General features: G+C 65.2%; 1 protein-coding gene. It reads left to right on the forward strand.

Annotated features, from left to right (window positions below):
* Positions 1 to 223: 223 nt before the first annotated feature.
* A partial coding sequence (locus ACFFJ6_RS06825; protein ID WP_446694724.1) for an autotransporter-associated beta strand repeat-containing protein occupies positions 224 to 2817 on the forward strand: 2594 nt, incomplete at its 3' end.

A 2817-nucleotide genomic window follows, 5' to 3' on the forward strand; every position in this document is an offset into this window, starting at 1 on the left:
AAGGCGAGTTCTCCGACGTCACCCGCAGCTACGCCGGCAAGGGCGTGCTGCGCTACGCGTGGTGAATGCTTGCCTGAGGCGTTCCACAGCCTGAGGCGCGCTGCGACTGGGGGCTCCGTGCAGCGATGAGAACGAGGGATCTCGCGTGCTGAACAAGCAGAAGAACGTCGACATGCTGGCGTCGAACGCCGCCCGGCGTCGCGCCCCGCGGGGGCTCGCGCTGATGCCCAGAGCGGTCGCGGATCGAAAGTTACTGCTGGCAGCACTGCTCGGGTCGACGGGGCTTGTTACGGTCACGTTGCCTGCTGCCGCCCAGCAGGTCTGGGTTGGCAGCACCAATTCGGATTATAACACGGCGTCGAACTGGAGCGGGCCGGCCGCCGTGCCGGACACCTTCGCCACGGCGGTGTTCACCAATAACGGCGCGCCAAACACGGTGACGTTGTTCGCGACGAGAAGTCCCGATGGCTTCACGTTCGAAGCCGGTGCGCCGACGCGCACCATCCAGCTCGGCAGCGGTGGTCAACTGAACATCGGCGACGCCGGCGTCGTCAACAACTCCGGTAGGCAGCAGAATTTCGTCATCGGTTCCGGTGCGCAGATCGATTTCGTCGGCGTCGGCGGCGTCGGGGGCGCCGGCAATGCCACCTATACGGTGCAGAGCAGCGGTAATCTGTTTTTCAGCCGGGCATCGACGGGGCCGACAGTCACGGTCTTCAACAACGGATCGATCGTGCTCAGGACCTCCACCGGCGGCGTCGAGATGGGCGGGCTTGTCGGCACTGGTCAGGTCATCGGCTCGGCGAACGGCAGCGCGACGGTGCAGACCTTGACGGTCGGATCGGAGGGCGTCACGCAGAACTACGACGGCACGATCCAGGACGGTTCCGCGAAGATCGCGCTCGTCAAGAGCGGTGGTGGTACTTGGACTTTGATTGGTGACAACACCTATACGGGTGGCACAACGATCTCGGGCGGCACGTTGCGGATCGGCAATGGCGGCACGACCGGCTCGATCGTCGGCGACATCGTCAATAACGCGACGGTCGCCTTCAATCGCGCAGATGCGATTAGTTTCGATGGCGTGGTTTCGGGCACTGGCGGGCTGAGACAGGAGGGGCCGGGCACGCTAGCTTTGACCGGCACCAACACCTACACCGGTGGTACCAGCATTATGTCCGGCACGCTGCAGATCGGCGATGGTGGCACGGCCGGCTCGATCGTCGCGAGTGTGTCGAATAATGGGACGCTAGCCTTCAACAGGTCCGACTCGATCGGGTTCGGCGGCGTGGTTTCCGGCAGCGGCAATCTGGTGAAGCAGGGCGCCGGCACGCTGACGCTGACCGCGGACAACACTTACACCGGCGGCACGACGGTTTCGGCCGGCACCCTGCAGGTCGGCAATGGCGGCACGGCCGGCTCCATCGTCGGCGACGTGACCAACAACGCCACGCTGGTGTTCGACCGCTCCGACACGACGACTTTCGCCGGTGTGATCTCTGGATCGGGGGCGCTGGTCAAGCAGGGCGCCGGTACGTTGAAGCTATCGGGGATCAACACCTACACGGGCGGGACCACGATCTCGGGCGGCACGCTGCAGATCACCGGGGGCGCGATGGCCGGTGATGTCGTCAACAATGGGGCGCTCGCGTTCGATGCAACCACGCAGTTCGTTGCCGGCGTCGTTTCAGGCACAGGCAGTGTCACCATCCAGGGCGGCAGCAGCGTCGCGGTGACCGGCGCGAACACCTATACGGGTGGCACGATCGTTACAGCACTCAGCACGCTGCAGATCGGTGGCGGCGGCGGCACGGGCTCGATCGTCGGCAACGTGGTCAACGACGGTAGCCTGACGTTCTTCCGCAACAACGCGACGGCGTTTGCCGGCGCGATCTCCGGTACCGGCCAAGTCGCCAATGCAACGTCCGGCGGCCTGACGCTGACCGGCGACAACACCTACACCGGCTCGACCGTTAACTTGAATTCGACATTGCAGATCGGCAATGGCGGGACGTCGGGTTCGCTCGTCGGCAATATCGAGAACTACAATTTGCAGACCGTCGTGTTCAACCGCAGCGATGCGTCGAGCTACGGAGGCGTGATCTCGGGAGGCGGGCAGCTCATCAAGCGAGGTGCAGGCAATCTGTCGCTGACGGGCGTCAGCACCTTCAACGGCAGCACCACGGTCGAAGCCGGCACCCTCAGTGTCAATGGCTCGATCGCATCGTCGTCGCTGACCACCGTGAACGCCGGCGCGGCGCTCGGCGGCAACGGCACGGTCGGCACCACGCTGATCAATGGCGGCGCGCTGGCGCCCGGCAATTCGATCGGCACGCTCAATGTCAGCGGCAATCTGACGTTCACCGCCGCGTCGAGCTACATGGTCGAGGTGTCGCCGACCAGCGCCGATCGCGTCAACGTTAGCGGCACCGCCACGCTCGGCGGCGCGACGGTGAATGCGTCATTCGCCAACGGCGGCTATGTCGACCGGCAATACACCATCGTCAATGCGAGCGGCGGCGTGGTCGGCACGTTCGGCGCGCTGGTCAACACCAACCTGCCGTCGGGCTTCAAGTCGAGCCTCGGCTATGATGCCAACAACGCCTACCTCAATCTGGTGCTCGACTACACGCCGACGCCGCCCAATCCGCCGGGGCCGCCAACCCCGCCGGGGCCTCCGACCCCGCCGGGTCCGCCGCCGGTCATCAACAGCGGACTGAACGTCAACCAGACCCAGGTCGCCAACGCGCTGAGTGGTTACTTCGCGCGGACCGGCAGCATTCCGATCGTGTTCGGCGCACTGACGCCGGCCGGGCT

Source organism: Rhodopseudomonas telluris (genome assembly GCF_042432815.1).
GTDB lineage: Bacteria > Pseudomonadota > Alphaproteobacteria > Rhizobiales > Xanthobacteraceae > Rhodopseudomonas > Rhodopseudomonas telluris.